The organism is Cryobacterium sandaracinum (genome assembly GCF_004403415.1).
Lineage (GTDB): Bacteria > Actinomycetota > Actinomycetes > Actinomycetales > Microbacteriaceae > Cryobacterium > Cryobacterium sandaracinum.
In genome coordinates this window covers 116,100-131,277 of the sequence record NZ_SOGO01000033.1, presented here as the reverse complement: position 1 = coordinate 131,277, position 15,178 = coordinate 116,100, and the positions used below count along the sequence as shown (strand labels likewise).

The 15,178-nt window shown below is 67.8% G+C and carries 16 protein-coding genes and 1 pseudogene; 8 read left to right on the top strand and 9 right to left on the bottom strand.

All coding sequences use genetic code 11. The features are described 5' to 3' along the window. Positions 1–93: 93 nt before the first annotated feature. Positions 94–936, top strand: a complete 843-nt coding sequence (locus tag E3T25_RS12030) for an NAD-dependent epimerase/dehydratase family protein (protein ID WP_134374450.1) — start codon at positions 94–96, stop codon at positions 934–936. A gap of 521 nt (positions 937–1,457) precedes the next feature. On the opposite strand, the gene E3T25_RS12025 is transcribed toward E3T25_RS12030, so the two are convergent. Further along, positions 1,458–2,099, bottom strand: coding sequence for a histidine phosphatase family protein (locus E3T25_RS12025; RefSeq protein WP_134374448.1), 642 nt, complete (start codon positions 2,097–2,099; stop codon positions 1,458–1,460). Positions 2,100–2,213: 114 nt separating this feature from the next. Between E3T25_RS12025 and E3T25_RS12020 the strand changes: the two genes are divergently transcribed. From E3T25_RS12020 to E3T25_RS12015, 3 genes and pseudogenes are all read left to right on the top strand, one after another. Continuing rightward, positions 2,214–2,540 carry an antibiotic biosynthesis monooxygenase family protein gene (locus E3T25_RS12020; protein ID WP_134374446.1) on the top strand — a complete coding sequence of 109 codons (327 nt, stop codon included), beginning with the start codon at positions 2,214–2,216 and terminating at the stop codon, positions 2,538–2,540. Between the two features lie 82 nt (positions 2,541–2,622). After that, entirely contained in the window at positions 2,623–2,751 is a 129-nt protein-coding gene (locus tag E3T25_RS17705; RefSeq protein WP_255409034.1) for a hypothetical protein, read from the top strand. Then, positions 2,736–3,848: pseudogene (locus E3T25_RS12015) on the top strand (vitamin B12 dependent-methionine synthase activation domain-containing protein); the annotation flags it as partial. The gene E3T25_RS17705 and the pseudogene E3T25_RS12015, both read left to right, overlap by 16 nt. Here E3T25_RS12015 and E3T25_RS17510 read toward each other — a convergent pair. From E3T25_RS17510 to E3T25_RS16830, 3 genes are read right to left on the bottom strand one after another with little or no spacing between them, the layout of a single operon-like run. Further along, entirely contained in the window at positions 3,742–4,674 is a 933-nt protein-coding gene (locus E3T25_RS17510; RefSeq protein WP_241980835.1) for an ECF transporter S component, read from the bottom strand. The pseudogene E3T25_RS12015 and the gene E3T25_RS17510 sit on opposite strands and share 107 nt — an antisense overlap. Then, positions 4,671–6,668, bottom strand: coding sequence for an ATP-binding cassette domain-containing protein (locus E3T25_RS12010; RefSeq protein ID WP_241980833.1), 1,998 nt, complete (start codon positions 6,666–6,668; stop codon positions 4,671–4,673). Before E3T25_RS12010 ends, E3T25_RS17510 begins: the two co-directional genes overlap by 4 nt. After that, on the bottom strand, positions 6,668–7,216 hold the full coding sequence (locus tag E3T25_RS16830; protein WP_166786002.1) for a hypothetical protein: 549 nt from the start codon (positions 7,214–7,216) through the stop codon (positions 6,668–6,670). Before E3T25_RS16830 ends, E3T25_RS12010 begins: the two co-directional genes overlap by 1 nt. Positions 7,217–7,389: 173 nt before the next feature. Between E3T25_RS16830 and E3T25_RS12000 the strand changes: the two genes are divergently transcribed. Next, positions 7,390–8,631, top strand: a complete 1,242-nt coding sequence (locus tag E3T25_RS12000) for an alkaline phosphatase PhoX (protein WP_233191436.1) — start codon at positions 7,390–7,392, stop codon at positions 8,629–8,631. Positions 8,632–8,649: 18 nt separating this feature from the next. On the opposite strand, the gene E3T25_RS11995 is transcribed toward E3T25_RS12000, so the two are convergent. Together E3T25_RS11995 and E3T25_RS11990 are read right to left on the bottom strand one after the other, a co-directional pair. After that, on the bottom strand, positions 8,650–8,835 hold the full coding sequence (locus E3T25_RS11995) for a hypothetical protein (RefSeq protein WP_134374442.1): 186 nt from the start codon (positions 8,833–8,835) through the stop codon (positions 8,650–8,652). 49 nt (positions 8,836–8,884) lie between these two features. Continuing rightward, positions 8,885–9,352, bottom strand: coding sequence for an Lrp/AsnC family transcriptional regulator (locus tag E3T25_RS11990; protein ID WP_134342377.1), 468 nt, complete (start codon positions 9,350–9,352; stop codon positions 8,885–8,887). A 125-nt stretch (positions 9,353–9,477) separates the two neighbouring features. On the opposite strand from E3T25_RS11990, the gene E3T25_RS11985 reads away from it, so the two are divergent. Both E3T25_RS11985 and ctlX read left to right on the top strand, forming a co-directional pair. After that, positions 9,478–10,509, top strand: a complete 1,032-nt coding sequence (locus E3T25_RS11985) for an ornithine cyclodeaminase (RefSeq protein WP_104171237.1) — start codon at positions 9,478–9,480, stop codon at positions 10,507–10,509. Positions 10,510–10,514: 5 nt separating this feature from the next. After that, complete coding sequence (gene ctlX / locus E3T25_RS11980; RefSeq protein ID WP_198411465.1) at positions 10,515–11,465, top strand: citrulline utilization hydrolase CtlX; 951 nt, start codon at positions 10,515–10,517, stop codon at positions 11,463–11,465. Positions 11,466–11,483: 18 nt separating this feature from the next. Here the strand turns inward: ctlX and E3T25_RS11975 are convergent, their stop codons facing one another. The 3 genes from E3T25_RS11975 to E3T25_RS11965 all read right to left on the bottom strand — a co-directional run bounded on the left by E3T25_RS11975 (position 11,484) and on the right by E3T25_RS11965 (position 13,855). Next, the gene (locus E3T25_RS11975; RefSeq protein WP_198412907.1) at positions 11,484–11,717 is read right to left on the bottom strand and encodes a hypothetical protein; all 234 of its coding nucleotides are present in this window, start codon (positions 11,715–11,717) and stop codon (positions 11,484–11,486) included. Positions 11,718–11,848: 131 nt separating this feature from the next. Beyond that, positions 11,849–12,850, bottom strand: coding sequence for a glycosyltransferase family 2 protein (locus E3T25_RS11970; protein WP_241980826.1), 1,002 nt, complete (start codon positions 12,848–12,850; stop codon positions 11,849–11,851). Positions 12,851–13,039: 189 nt separating this feature from the next. After that, complete coding sequence (locus E3T25_RS11965) at positions 13,040–13,855, bottom strand: alpha/beta fold hydrolase (RefSeq protein WP_241980825.1); 816 nt, start codon at positions 13,853–13,855, stop codon at positions 13,040–13,042. Between the two features lie 381 nt (positions 13,856–14,236). Between E3T25_RS11965 and E3T25_RS11960 the strand changes: the two genes are divergently transcribed. Then, positions 14,237–15,112, top strand: a complete 876-nt coding sequence (locus E3T25_RS11960) for an aggregation-promoting factor C-terminal-like domain-containing protein (RefSeq protein WP_241980823.1) — start codon at positions 14,237–14,239, stop codon at positions 15,110–15,112. The last annotated feature ends 66 nt before the right edge of the window (positions 15,113–15,178 follow it).

The window sequence follows — 15,178 nt, the reverse complement described above, 5'->3', positions numbered from 1 at the left end:
TCGTACGCTTGTTCGTGTCGTCCTAGCTGCCGAGACCCGGCACGGATGCCGCAGCGCTGCATCCGCAGCACCGCCCACACAAAGGAGTCCCGCATGAAGATCGTTGTCACTGGTGGAAGCGGAAAGCTCGGCCGGACCGTCGTGACGTACCTCGTCGCCGAGGGCCACGAGGTACTGAACCTCGACCGCGACGGTGCCCGCAGCCACGATCTGGTGGTCGTGGACCTCACAGACTACGGCCAGGTCGTCGACGCGGTCCTCGGTGTCGATGACCGGCATAGCGGGTTCGACGCCATCGTGCACCTCGGCGCGATCCCGGCTCCCGGCCTGGTTCCCGACGTGGCCACGTTCCACAACAACATCCTCTCCACCTACAACGTGTTCCAGGCGGCCCGGCGGGCGGGCATCAAGAAGCTGGTCTACGCGTCCAGCGAGACTGTGCTCGGTCTCCCGTTCGACATCGACCCGCCCTATATTCCCGTAGACGAGGAGTACCCGGCCCGGCCCGAGAGCACCTACTCGCTGGTGAAGCACCTCGAGGAGCAGCTGGCGATCCAGCTCACCCGCTGGGATCCCGAACTCAGCATCACGGCTCTGCGCTTCTCCAACGTGAAGGACCCGGAGGACTACGCGGCCTTCCCCGCCTTCGACGCCGACGCCACCCTGCGCAAGTGGAACCTGTGGGGCTACATCGACGGCCGTGACGGCGCCCAGGCCGTGCTGCGGGCATTGCAGAACGCGAAGCCGGGCTTCGAGGCGTTCATCATCGCCGCCGCCGACACGGTGATGAGCCGGCCGAACGCCGAGCTGGCCGCCGAGGTCTTCCCCGGCGTCGAACTCCGGGAGGTCGGCGAGAACGACACCTTGCTCTCCATCGACAAGGCCCGACGGATGCTCGGCTACGCACCGCAGCACAGCTGGCGCGACCACGTGTAGCCGTTTCAGCCGATGAAGCAACGGATGCCCCCACCCGGCCGGGCAGGGGCATCCGTCTTTTCGGTGCTGAGTGGCGTGCGGCTAGTTGGTGACCGCCACGAACGCCCGGGAGAACGACCACTGCGGGTTGCTCACCCCGGAGCACATGTACGCGGCGATCCCGCCGGTGCACGGCTGGTCCCGGGTCATTTCCCACCAGCCGAGGTAGTTCAGCGCGTTCGCCTTGGCGAACTTGCCGACCTTGGTCGTGTCGGTGAGCGAGCAGACCTCCCGTGTCGTTCAGCCCGATCATCGGCGTGATGCCGATCATGGACAGGCGCTGGGCGTCGGTCAGGCCGGTGTAGCGTCTCGTCCCGAACGAATTCGACGGATAGAGCAGGGGAGCCGAGATTCTGCCCAAATTGCCCCAAAACAGCCCGAAAACCGGATTTTTCCTTAAAATCTCCGTCGAATTGGTTCGGCCCTCCGGGCGTAATACAACCGCGCGATACAACCGCGCGAGACAACCAATGGCGGAGGACTCAGTGCACCTTGAGCGACAGCAGCTGCGGTCCGCCCGGTGAGCCCACGCTGAGGCCGGCCCACGAAACGAGGGTCCAACCGTCTTCGGGAGAGCCGGACAACTCGACCATCCCCGTGTTCTCGAGGTCGGTCGTGCCCGCGAACAGGGGCGACACATTGCTGGGGCGGGCCGCGGTCCACACGCGGATCGCCGCGCCGTGGCTGAACACCGCCGCCGTGTCGGCACCGGCGGCGGCAGAAGCGATATCGGCGTCGAACCGGGAGAAGAAGCTGTTCCCGTCCAGGCCTTCGGGCATCCTGGCCGCGAGGTCCCCGGTGACCCAGGTCAGCACGGTTTCAAAATAGGTGCGAATGGATGCTCGGTCGCTAAGTCCCTCGAGCGCGCCCGCTTCGATCTCGTGCAGCCCGGTGGCCACCTGAACGTCGAGCTGCAACGCGGTCGCCAGCGGCTCGGCCGTGAGCCGGGTGCGTACGAGCGTCGACGCGAAGATGGCGTCGATTGACTCGAGGCGCAGGGCATCCGGAATCACTGAGGCCTGCCGGAACCCGAGCTCGGTCAGGCCGGGGCCAGGGTGAGCGGTGTCGAGCTGGCCGAGCACATTCGCGGGCGTCTGGCCGTGACGGATCAGAAAGAGTCGCATTGTGACACCAACATAGGCATCGGGCCTGGCGAGAGCCCGCAGGGTGAGGTCGTTGCCGCCGAGGGTGACAGCATGGGAGGAATAAACAGTGCATCCACGAGAGGGAGAAACCCCATGACGATCATCAAAATCAACGCCATCACGGTGCCCGGCGACAACGGCGACGAGCTGGCCCTCCGGTTTGCCGCCCGAGCCGGTGCGGTCGACGACCGACCGGGTTTCGAGGGTTTCGAACTACTCAAGCCGACGGATGGTCGCAGCACCTGGCTGGTCGTCACCCGCTGGGCCGACGAGGAGTCCTTCCAGGCTTGGCTGACCTCGCCGTCTTTCGCGCAGGGTCACCGCGGCGACGCCCCGACGGAGGGCGAAGCACCGGCCCGGCCCATGGGCATCAGCAGTGAGCTGTGGTCCTACGAGATCGCCGGCGGCTCGTCGGCCTGACGCAGTCGCGTCCCCTGCGGTGCCCGAGGCCACGGCGCGTTACACGGAGCTGCGCGGCGGGCGGCCCGGTCGAGCTGGGCCGATGAGCGAACCCCGTGCACACGACGCCCTGCACACCGACGCCGTGCGACCGATGCGGGCCCAGGCTCTGCTGGATGCGTTGAACGTCCGGGTCGTCATCGCCGACGGCGCCATGGGCACCATGCTGTAGGACGGGCCTACGTCGAGGAGGACCGTGCCGAATTGTTCGACGGCACGGTGCGCCACGCGCGGGATGCCTTTGAGGGGTTGGCGGTGATGGAGCCGCTGGTCGCCGTCGCGCGGGGCGCCGACCCGGAATCCGTGGGTCTGCCGCCGCTCAAAAAGCGCATCCACAAGCGCAGTCTGCTCACCGTCACGGAGCCGGACGCCATGCCAGCCCGCTCCGATGTGGTCGCCGACAACCCCGTGCCCGTTCCGCCGTTCTGGGGCACCCGCATCGTCAAGGGGATCGCGCTGGCCGAGTACTCCACGTTCCTCGACGAGCGGGCCACGTTCATGGGGAAGTGGGGTCTGAAGCCCAGCCGCGGCGGCGACGGCAAGAGCTACCAGCATCTGGTGGACACCGAGGGCCGACCCCGGCTGCGCTACTGGCTCGACCGCATCCTCGCCGAGGGCATACTCGACGCCTCCGTCGCCTACGGCTACTTCCCGGCACCAAGCGAGGGCAACGACCTCGTCGTGCTGCACCACGGCGACGACCCGTCGGGCGTGCTGGGGGTCGCCGGCCTGCCCGCCCCCGACGGCGGCTCCGGCGGCACCGTGGATTCCGAACGCCTGCGATTCGTTTTCCCCCGGCAGCGGCGCGACCGGCACCTGTGCCTGGCGGACTTCGTTCGCCCACGCGAATCCGGCCAGACGGATGTCGTCGCCCTCCAACTGGTCACGGCCGGAGCGAACGTCGACACGGTCACGGCAAAGCTCTTCGCCGAGAACAAATACCGCGACTACATGGAGCTCAACGGGCTGACCATGCAGCTCACCGAGGCGCTGGCCGAATACTGGCACTCCCGGGTGCGGGAGGAGCTCGGCCTGGGTGCCGAAGACCCGGTCGAACTGGCCGGCATGTTCAAGCTCGAGTACCGCGGCACCCTGTTCTCGCTGGGCTACCCGGCCTGTCCCGAGATGGAGGACCGCCACACGGTCGTCGAACTACTCAGGCCTAAGCGGATGGGTGTGGTGCTGTCGGAGGAGCTGCAGCTGCACCCGGAGCAGTCGACGGATGCGTTCGTGTTCCACCACCCGGAAGGGAAGTACTTCTCGGTGTAGCCGGTGTAGCCGGTGTAGCCGGTTCGGCCTGGGGTGGTCGGGCGGCCCTGCCTGGCCGGCCCAGCTTCGCTCGGCGGAGAGCGGCCAGTGCGGCCGGGCCTACCAGCACGATCCCGACCGTGGTGGTGATGGCGCGCACGGTGTCCCAGGTGAGGGTCGACGTCACGAGCGTGTACAGGGCGAAGGAGGCGAGGTTCTCGCCGAGCGTGGCGTCGGCCGCATAGGAGATGTCGGTGCCCGAGCCCACCGCGAACGGCCAGAACCAGAGGTTCATCACCAGTCCGAAGAGGTAGGACGCCACGATGCCGTAGGCCACGAGCATCGCGATCTCGAGGCGGGCCGCGCCGATATGTGCGGAACGGATGCGCGGCAGCAGCGCCGCCCCGGCTCCCACCCAGCCGCAGGCGAACATCTGGAACGGGGTCCACGGGCCGAACCCACCCCACAGGGCCGAGGACACCGCGATGGTGAGCAGGCCGAGCAGGAACCCGAAGCGGGCCCCGTAGGCGCGACCGGCCAGGATCAGCAGGATGAACACGGCCTCGACGCCGCCGACGCCGGTGCCCGCGATGCGCACGGCGGCGCCGACCGCGGAGAGCACCCCCAGCAGGGCCACGGTCTTGGCCGTGTACATCTCCCCGTCGAGGGTGAGAGCGAGGGCCACGATCAGGGCCGGCACGAGCGCGAAGGCCACGACCGGCGCGGCCGACTGGGCGTTCTCCGGCAGCGCCGAGGCGAAGAACGGCCAGGCGAAGCCGGCGGCCGCGAGGATACTGCCGCCGCCGAGCACCCAGGCGGTCCAGCCCGTCCAGCCGGTGCGCCTCATGACCGCACCGGTTCCGGTTCGGTGAGCAGGCCGGCGGCCATGATGACCGTCTTCGTCGCCAGGGACCGGGCGAAGTCGCGGTCGTGGGTGGCGAACAGGACCGCCGACGTGTCACTCGAGGCGCGCACTAGCGCGGCGGCGACGATCGCCCGGGCCTGTGGATCGAGGCCGCGCGTCGGTTCGTCCACCAGCAGCACCCGCGGCTCGGCGGCCAGCTGGATGGCCATCACGAGGCAGAGGCGTTCGCCGGCCGAGAGGTCCCGCGGATGCCGCCGCATCAGGTGCGCCGCCTCCGCCATGGTGCCAAGCCCGAGTAGGTTCGCGAACCGGAGCGCGGTTCCGATCCCGGTTCCCTTCCCGGCCGGGGGCTTCAGCCGGCGGTCGGCCCGGCGGCACTCCTCGGCCACCGTGACGGCGAAGAGCAGATCGTCGAAATTCTCCGGCACCAGGGCCACAGCCGTGCGGCGGTATCGGGGGCGCAGCTGCGCCACGTCCCGCCCGGCCACGAGCACGCTGCCTCGCGTCGCCGAAAGGGCGATCGCGCGCAGCAGGCTGCTCTTGCCCGCGCCGTTCCGACCCTCGAGCGCCACCAGGTCGCCCGCGTAGAGGTCCAGCGACACATCGTCGACCGCCCGCTCGCTCCCGTGCAGAACCGTGAGGTGACGGATACTCGCGAGCGGCCCCGCAGGCCCGGTGGCGGGGGTGGTCAGGGTGCTCTGACCCTGCTGTGCCGCCTGCTCCGCCGCCTGCTCCGCCGCGACCAGCGCACTCGGCCGCTCGCCCGGGCCGAGCGCATGCACGCGCGCACCGCGGAGCTCGAGCCAGGCATCCGCCGAATTCGACCACTCCCGGGTGTTGTGCTCGGCGACCACGACGCAGACCTGGGTCTCGTGGGCCAGGCGGTCGAGCACCTGCACCACGCGCTCCCGCGCCGGGGTGTCGAGATCGGCCAGAGGTTCGTCCACGAGCAGCAGGATCGGCTGGTTGACCAGGGCGGCGCCGATGGCGACGAGACTGGCCTCGCCCGCCGAGAGCTCCGAGGTGCCGCGGCCGAGCAGATGCTCGATCCCCAGCCGCTCGGCCACGTCGCGCACCCGCTGCTCCACGAGGACCGGTGCGATGCCGCGCACCGCGAGGGCGAAGCCGATCTCGTCCGGCACGGTTTCGGCCACGAAGGAGAGCCGCACGTTCTGGGTGACAAGTCCGACGAAGCCGGCCGTTTCGCGCGGGGGAGTGGCGGCGCGGTCGGCGCCGCCCACCTCGATCGAACCGTGCTGGGTGCCTTCGGCGAAGTGCTGGAAGAGACCGCTCATGCTGTGCAGCAGGCTGGTCTTTCCCGATCCGGTCGAACCGGCGATCACGGTCAGCGTGCCGGGAGCGAGGTCGAGGGTGAGTCCCTCGAGGTGCCAGCGCTCACCCTCGAAGCCGAGTGCGGCATCCGTCATCACGACCGGCTTCTCACACTCGCCGGCTGCCGCCCGCGTGGCGGCGAACCCGCGGGACTCCATGGACGCAGCCAGGCCGAGCGCCCGTTCCACGGTCTGCTCGAAGACCGGCAACAGCAGGGCCGGTGCCGACCGTTCGCCGCGCAACGCACTGGCCGTGCGCACCCGGCGCACCGCGTCGATCAGTGCCGGGAACGTTGCCCAGGCGATCACGAGCGACCGCGACAGGGCGCGCAGCGGGCCCCGGTTAGCGCCCCGGGCGAAGAAGCGGCGCACGTCGACGAGCGCGTTGAGCACTCCGAACCCGAGGATCACCAGAGCGAAGGGCAGCGCGCTCAGGGCGGCATTGCCGAGGCCTCCGGTCGTGACGGGCCCGAACAACGCGATGTGGTTGAACGGCCCATCGAGCGGCAGGCGCGGGAGGTCGAGCAGCAACAGGCCGCCGCCGGATGCCCCGCTGAAGGCCACCCGGTAGAGCACCCGGATGCCCACGAACGCTCCGGCAAGCAGCGCCGCCGAGCGCAGGGGGGAAAACCGGAAGCGCAGCATTAGCTTCCGGGGGTGGGCGTCTCGGTGCCGGTCGTGAAGATGAGGCCGACGGACTGGCCCGGTTCCAGCTCGAGGCTGCCGAGGCCCTCCTGGGCGTACTCCCACTCCGCGTCGGCGGTGGGCTTGACCCAGAGCGCCCAGTAAGCGGCAGCGGCGGGCATGGACGCGCAGGTTTCGGTGAACGGGGTTTCGCCGGCCACCTTGATGGTTTCGTCGGCGGCCGGGCGGCCGCCCACGCGGCAGACCACCTGGTCGCCCCACTCCACGGTGCCCTCGGTTTCCACACCGGCGGTCGCCAGAACCGTGCTGGCCGTGATCGTCCCGGCGGTGGCGGTGGCGGTGTCGACGCAGTCCGTGATCTCGGGGGCGTCGAGCGCGCCGAAGTCGACGACGACGCTCACGCCGGCACAGGCCCCGTCGGCCGGAGCGGCGGTGGCGGTGGCGGAGGCGGCGGCGGGGGTGGTGTCGGTCTCGGGCGCGCCGGTGGTGCATCCGCTCAAGGCCAGCGCCCCCACCAGGGTCAGGGTGGCCAGTGCTGTCAGCTTCATGTGCTCCAGAATACCCAGCGGCGGGTGAAGTCTGGTTCCTGTCACGCGCTGAGACGGGGGCACCGAGTGTTCACCGGGCCGACACCGGCTGGAGACCGGGAGACCTCCGGGCGTCAGCATGAGGCTCATAGATTCGATGGCGTTGTACCTACCCCCTATGAAGGAGTCGCGCCTTGCGCAAAAAGATCGCTGTCTTTGCCCTCACCGCCACCGCCACTGCCACCGCAGTCGTCGGCATCGCCCCTGCCGCGCTCGCCGCGACCGGCCCGTTCGATTTCGTGCCTCTCGCCGGTTCCGCCTACGGCATGGGCAGCACCGACTGGACCCAGCCGTACCTGCTACCGGAGGGCTTCACCCAGACCCTCGTGCACGACGAAACCGTGCTCGACGTCTACCCCGGCGTCGACGACCTGCATGACATGAACACCCAGAACGAGACCGGTGCTCAGGCCGGCCGCTTCCTCTACAACACTTACGAGGTCGGCTCGAACGGCGCCGTCTCTGTGACCGACCTGAAGACCGGTGCGGTCAGCGTCATCGCGCAGCGCGCGGACTGGAACCGTCTCGATGGCATCCGCTGGACCCCCTGGGGCAGCCTCCTCGTCACGGAAGAGACCACCGGCGGCAAGGTCTTCGAACTGTTCTTCGCGAAGAACGACCCGACCACGGTCGAGCGTATCGAGGAGCGCACCGAGCTCGGAGCGCAACGTCACGAGGGCATCGACGTCACGGCCGACGGCTCCGTCATCGTCATCGACGAACTCAACGGCGGCTCAATCTTCAAGTTCGTGCCGACCGTTCGCGGCGACCTCTCCCAGGGCCGGCTGCACGCCCTCAAGATCACCGGGCTGACGGATGCCGCGCAAAAGTGGAACCAGGCCACCTTCACCGAGAAGGTCGGCGCCTTCGAATGGGTGGCCCTCGACCAGGCGCAGGTGCGCGTCGACGCGGATGCCGCGGCCAACGCGGTGAGCGCCACCGAATTCGGTCGCCCGGAAGACGTCGAGATCATCGGCCAGACCCTTTACGTGGCCAACACTTCCGAGGAGCGTGTGGTCGCGATCGACCTGTCGAAGCTCACCGTCAGCAGCTTCGTCGAGGCCGGCGTGAACGTGCCGGTCGAGGACAAGGCCGCCGGGGTCAGCGGGTTCAACAACCCGGACAACCTTGCAGAGGGCCCCGACGGCGCCCTCTGGATCACGGAAGACAACAGCTTCAGCGACATCTTCCGGGCCGAAAAGGACCGAGACCACGACGGAGCGTCCGACAGCGTCGAGCTCTTCGCCTCGCTGACGGATGAAGGCGCCGAGACCACCGGGATCTACTTCGGCAAGAACCCGAAGGAGCTGTTCGCTACGGTGCAGCACCCCGACAAGGACCTCGCCGACGGCATCTGGAAGATCACGCGCGACTAGCCTCGCCCCGGAGGCAGGCTACTGCAGCGCCGAGGTCAGCCGCGCGAGGCCGTCGAGCACGGTCTTGCTGTGGGGCTCGTTGTTCCAGTCCGACAGCGTCAGCTCCCGGCTCACCTCCCGGTAGCCTGCCTCCACCTCCCGCATCCGGTCAACGAACGTGCGCCCACGCCCCATCAGGGAGGTCTCGAAGTGCCGCGTCGTCAAGAAGCCGGCATGAATGTAGCGCGGGTGAGGCGCGGAGGTGCGGGCAGCCTCAGTTCTGCGACAACCCGCGGGTGCCCGGCAGTTCCTCGCTCGACACCGAGCTGAGCAACAGGCTGGTCTCGCTGTTGAGCACGCCCTCGATCGAGCGCACCTGCCCGAGCAGCCGGTCGAAGTCGGCCAGGGTGTCGGTGCGCAGCTCGGCGACGAGGTCCCAACCGCCGTTGGTCGAGTGCAGAGCCTTCACCTCCGGAAAGCCGCGAAGGGCGTGGATCACCTTCGTGATCGCGCGCCCCTCCACTTCGATCAGGGTGATGGCCCGAATCGAGTTCGGGTCGCGGTCCTCCCTGATCCGCACGCCGAAACCCACGACGGTTCCCGAATCGGTCAGCCTCTTGAGCCTGCTGTTGACCGTGGACCGGGTGACACCGAGGTCGCGGGCGAGGCTGGCCACGGGCTCGCGGCCATTCACGCGGAGGACGGAGAGCAGGCGGCGGTCGAGGTCATCGAGGGGATACATTGCACATAGTGTATGTATATAGAGCGCACAATGCATAGTCATCTGGACAGAATGCGGCAATAATCGAATGGCGGCTGCACATCGCCCATGCATATGGTTGTAGACCTGAACGAGGGGAGACGCACGTGGTGCGCTTTGTAGACGTAGGAAACATCAACCGCTGGGCCGCCGCGACGGGTGTGGAACGCATCCTCACGGACATGGTCGAGTACCTCGAACGGGACTTCCGCCGCTGGCCTACCTTCGACAAGGCGCCGCGCGTGGCCAGCCACTCACCACTCGGCGTGATCGAACTCATGCCCACGAGCGACGGCGTCACCTACGGCTTCAAGTACGTCAACGGTCATCCGTCGAACCCGTCGCGGGGCCTGCAGACCGTCACCGCGTTCGGCGTCCTCGCCGACGTGCAGAGCGGCTACCCCACCTTCTGGTCCGAGATGACCGTGCTCACGGCCTTCCGCACCGCCGCGACCTCGGCCATGGTCGCGCGCGCGCTCGCCCGCCCCGACGCCCACACCATGGCCATGATCGGCACGGGCACCCAGTCGGAGTTCCAGGCGCTCGCCTTCCGTGGGCTCCTCGGCATCAACCGGCTCCGCGTCTGGGACACCGATCCCGATGCCATCGCCAAATTCGTGCGCAACCTGGCTCCGCTCGGTTTCGAGATCATGGTCGCCACCGGGGCGACGGATGCCGTGACCGGCGCCGACATCATCACGACCTGCACCGCGGACAAGGCGAATGCCACCGTACTCACCGACGCCATGGTCGGCCCCGGCGTGCACATCAACGCCATCGGCGGCGACTGCCCGGGCAAGACGGAGCTCGACGCGGGCATCCTGCACCGCGCCGACGTCTTCGTGGAATTCACCGCGCAGACCCGTATCGAGGGCGAAATCCAGCAGATGCACCCCGAATTCCCGGTCACCGAGATCTGGCAGGTGCTCCTCGGCGAGGCCGCCGGCCGCACCTCGGCAGAGCAGATCACGGTCTTCGACTCCGTGGGCTTCGCCATCGAGGACTTCTCGGCGCTCCGCTTCCTGCAGGATGCCGTCGACCAGACCTCGTTCTACACCGATATCGACCTCGTCGCCGACCCCGATGACCCGAAAGACCTCTTCGGTCTGGTCACCGCGGGCGCGCCCGTCCTCGTCTGACCCCGGTGTCCGTGCAGGCCCCATCGGCCGTGGTGCTCATCCGGCCACATTTCTTCTCGCCGAACCCCGAGACGGCCCATGACAACGCTTTCCAGTCACGGGACGCCGGGCACGACGCCGCCCTGGTGGCCGAGGCCGCCTACGCCGAGGTGACCCAGGTAGCAGGCACCCTGGAGGCGCAGGGCATCGCGGTGCACCTGTTCGATGACGACGGGCCGGGCCGCCCCGACAGCGTGTTCCCCAACAACTGGATCTCGACCCACGCCGGGGGTCACGTGGCGCTCTATCCGATGCACGCGCCGAACCGGCGCACCGAGCGCCGGGGTGACATCGTCGAGATGCTCAAGCAGCGCTACCGCGTGCAGGATGTCGTCGACTACTCCGGTCTCGAACTCGACGACGTCTTCCTCGAGGGAACCGGCGCCATGGTTCTCGACCATGCGGCGCGCATCGCCTATGTGGCCCGGTCGCGGCGGGCCGACCCGATCGCGCTCGAACGGTTCTGCACCAACTTCGGCTACGAGCCCATCGTCTTCGACGCGTCTGACGAGAACGGCACGCCGATCTACCACACCAACGTCATGATGTGCATCGCCACGGACTTCGCCCTGGTCGGTCTCGACCTGATCGAGTCGCCGGCCCGGCGCAGCCACGTCGTGGAGCGCCTGGCGGCGCAGGATCGGCAGGTGCTCGCCCTCGACCGCGATCAGATCCGCAACTACGCCGGCAACGCGATCGAACTGCACGGCCGGAACGGACGAATGCTGGCGCTCTCCCGCCGCGCCCTCGGCAGTCTGACTGCCGAGCAGCGCCGGATCATCGAGCAGAGCTGCACGATCCTGCCGCTTGACGTGCCCACGATCGAACTCGCCGGCGGCTCAGTGCGGTGCATGCTCGCCGGGATCCACCTCGACCGTCGTGCTGCGTTCACCAGTCAGGCGGCCGCGGCCGCCTGAGGGCTCAGGCGTTCGACGCTAGAGGCATTCGTCCGGATGGATGCTCCTGGTTGAAGCCCGGCGGTTGCGTCCGCGAAACCAATCCGTGGGGTGTGGCTTCGGGAGGATCTTCGCGACCGCGACCACGAGTGCGGCGAACATGACCGTTTTGATGGCGACGAACGCCGCAAGGATGGCGAATTCGTCCGATTGGAACACCGTTGACGGAAGGAGGATTCCGACCGGAACCAGGGCGTGGAGAGCATCAACCATGATGGATCAGGCCACCCTTTGCAGTTCGTCGTTGGCTGCGGATTGGATGACATGGCCCCACTGTGCCTGCCGGCCCAGGGTGATGTCGATGATCCCCTTGACAAAGACGAGGTCTAGGAACACATCGAAGATCAGCTCGGGGAAAAGCGTGAGCGCCAGCAGGCGTGCCCGTAGACCGCCCGCCCAGACCGACACGACACGTTCGGCGATGAAAACGAGACCGAGGCCAGCCCGAACGGAAACCAGACCCACGAATCGATCGCCAGAAGCGTCACAAGCATGAGCAGCAGGAACGCGCTGAGCGCGATGAAGCTGTAGCCCAGGCCCAACTGCTGGGCCCAGTACCGGAAGGTGAAGGGTGAGACGCCGTATGCCCCGATGTTCTCCAACGCGCCCCGTTGCCAGCGCAGGCGTTGTACCCACAGAGTGCGAACGGTTGGCATTACCTCGGTGACCACCGTGCACTTTGAGGGAGAGATGATGAGCGCTCCCAGCGACTTCAGGGCAATGGTGAGTTCGTTGTCTTCCGTGAGCGCGGCGGTGTCATAGACATCCCCGCTGGCATCGGGAATCGTGTCGCCGCGACTTTCAGCCACCGTACGCAAGGCGACGGGCCGGAAGAGCGAAGCGGTGCCCGTGAGCACGAAGACGTGGCCCCGGCGACGGCGACTGTCACGGGAGTACCGAATGTACTCGTTGCGCTGGAACTGACCGAGAAGCCCGGAACCTTCCTCTCCGTAGAACAACCCACCGACCGCCATCAGCGCACGATCGCTGGTGAAGCGACCAACGGCGGCTTCCAGAAAGCCGTCGTCGAGACGTGTGTCGGCATCCAGGACCATGATGAGGTCGTTGTCGCCCTGGCCCGGTAGGAGCACCTTCAGGATTTGATTGAGCGCCCCGGCTTTCTTGAATGTGTTCCGGCGAGATTCGAAGTTCTCCACCCCCAGCGATCGGGCAATGTCGACGGTCCCGTCGGTGCAGTTATCCGCCACGACCACGACGCGTTCCGGGCGGTGCGACTGGGCGAGCAGCGATGACAGTGTCGCGAAGATCGATGCCTCTTCGTTGTGCGCGGGCACCAGAACGGTCACGGTCACGGCGCCGGCGAAGACTCCGCGCGTTCTTGCCATCGCGATTCCCGCCGAGAGGGGAGTGGTGCGCTGGTTCAAAGACCGACGGGCCTTGCTCGACGTTCCTCGTTCGAGCATCGCAATTCCTGCGGCGACGACAAACCAGAGGAGGGCCGCTGCACCTCCAGCCACAAGCCCGATGACGACGCCGACGCCGCGATCGAAAGTCTTTGCCCCGATGAGCGCAGATCAGCAGAGTAGGGGGACCTCGACCCTCCCGCTGCTGCTCCCGCTCCGGAAGAACTCGATCGCCGCCTCCCGGAACGCGCGTGACGTCGGGGCGTTGAAGTGATTGCGCCCGGGGATCTCGAAGAATCCTCCGCTCGGCGTGGCCGCGGCAAGTACCTTGGAGGCCTCGAGGATGCTGTCTTTGGTCCCGGTGGCGAAGAGCACGGGCTGAGTCGGCGCGTTGTCGGCGCCGGGTTGGGGGCCGCCGCGCATTCCCTCGACGAGGGCCACGAGGGCTTTGAGGTCGTTGCCGGGCAGCGCGCGGGCCATGGTCAGGTAGGCCCCGGTAAGGCGGTCGGCGACCTCGGTGCCGTGCTCGATATGAGCGCGGGCATCCGTGACCTTGAAGCGTCTGAGGGGGTCGCCGTCGGGTATGCCGCCGAGCACGGCCCGCGAGATGCGTCCCTCCAGTTTGCGGGCGGCCTGCCAGCCCACGCGGGCGCCGAGGGAGTATCCCGCGTAGGCGACCTCGTCGAGCAGGTAGGCGTCGAGTACCTGCAACACGTCGTCGACCAACGCCTCCATCGTGTAGTCGGCGGGGGAGCGGGGCTTGTCGCTCAGGCCGTGCCCGCGCTGGTCGATCGCGATCAGGTGGAAGCCGGCGCGGATGAGATCGCGCGTCCAGCCGGTGACGTGCCAATTGGCGACGGCGCTGGAGGCGAAGCCGTGCACGGCGAGCACGGTGGGGGCGCTCGAATCTCCGAATTCGTAGGTGGCCAGGTTGACTCCATCGGCCGAATAGACGAAGCGGTGCGGTGGGGCGGTGCGTTGTGACATCACGGACCATTGCATCACGACCATCCGGATTTCGGCCCACCAGGTCGACTTTTGGGCAATCCCGCCACCCTGCTTTGCCAGTGCTTTGCCAGCTAAAAATGAGGATATGTCCAGAAATCCCGGGCAGTCTTGGAGGTTCGCCCGGCCGGGTCCCCGACCGAGGAACGTCGAAAAAGAAGCGTGAGCGCAGCCGCGTGCGCGATTTGCCCAGTGAAAGTTATGCCAAACTCAGACTCGTCTTCCCCTTTGTCCGTCCTTTTCCCCAGTTCAAACCCTGAATCAGACGCCACTCCGGTCCGTGCGGCAGCCGCGATCGGCACCGACGTCGGACTCACCCGCCATCAGGAAACGCGTCGCCGGCGTGGACGAAGCCGCCTACTCGTGGCCGGCGCCGTCATCGCCGTTGGCGCCATCGTGGGCAGTGGATTCTCCGCCCAGTCTGCGTCGCAGGCTGCCGCGGACGAGCAAAAGAAACGCATCATTGCCACCGCAGCTCTGGCAGCCGCCACCGGCCCTCATCCCGAGCAGGCAGGCAGTCTCGACGGAGTCGTCCCGGCCCACGCCTCCGCGAGCGCCCGCACCGCCCTTGCCGGTGCCACCGGCGTGATCGCGGCGGCCCAGGGCAAGACGGATGTCTCGGCCCTCTCGAGCACCGTCGCCTCGCTCAGCGAGTACACGCTTCTGGCTCCCGAACGAGTTTTCGATCTTGTGGAGCAGGTCACTGCCGAAGCCGAGGTCGTGAAGGCCTCGACCGCCGAGGCCGATCGCATCGCTGCGGAGCAGGCCGCGGCTGCTGGTCAGGCTGCCGCAGCTGCTCAGGCTGCCGCAGCTGCTCAGGCTGCCGCGGATGCCCAGGCGCAGGCCGCGGCCCAGGCGGCGGCACCGAAGCCGGCAGCACCCAAGCCGGTCGCGCCCGCCCCGGCACCGCCCCGCCCCGCCGCCCCCACGAACCCCAGCGGAGCCCAGGCGATCGCCCGGGACATGATGGCGTCCAAGTACGGCTGGGGCGCCGACCAGCTCGGATGCCTGGTCAGTCTCTGGAACAAGGAGTCCGGCTGGAACGTCAACGCCTACAACGCCTCGAGCGGCGCCACCGGCATCCCGCAGGCCCTGCCCGGCAGCAAGATGGCCTCGGCCGGCGCCGACTGGGCGACCAACCCGGCCACCCAGATCTCCTGGGGTCTGAACTACATCGCGGAGCGCTACGGCGACCCCTGTGGAGCGTGGTACAAGTCGGTGGCCTCGGGCTGGTACTGATGGTCAACATCTTCGAAAAGTAATGTAGATTTTCTGCGTATTACTAGAACTGAGATTCCATCAGTG